Source organism: Methylobacterium organophilum (genome assembly GCF_022179465.1).
Classification (GTDB): Bacteria; Pseudomonadota; Alphaproteobacteria; order Rhizobiales; family Beijerinckiaceae; genus Methylobacterium; species Methylobacterium organophilum.
In genome coordinates, this window is record NZ_BPQV01000096.1 from 1 (window position 1) to 214 (window position 214).

The 214-nt window shown below is 71.5% G+C and carries 1 pseudogene; it reads left to right on the forward strand.

The features are described 5' to 3' along the window. A pseudogene (locus MFF21_RS23900) lies at positions 1 to 214 on the forward strand (hypothetical protein); the annotation flags it as partial.

The following is a 214-nucleotide window of genomic DNA, read 5'->3' on the forward strand; positions in this document are numbered from 1 at the left end:
GCTCCACACCGTGGTGGGGGCGGGCAAGGCCGAGGGCGCCGTGGACGCGGGCAACATGCTGAAGCCCGCCCTGGCCCGGGGGGAGCTCAGGCTCATCGGGGCCACCACCCTGGACGAGTACCGGGAGATTGAGAAGGACCCCGCCCTGGAGCGCCGCTTCCAGCCCGTGTCCGAGGACGAGCCCACGGTGGAGGAGACCATCTCTATCCTGCGG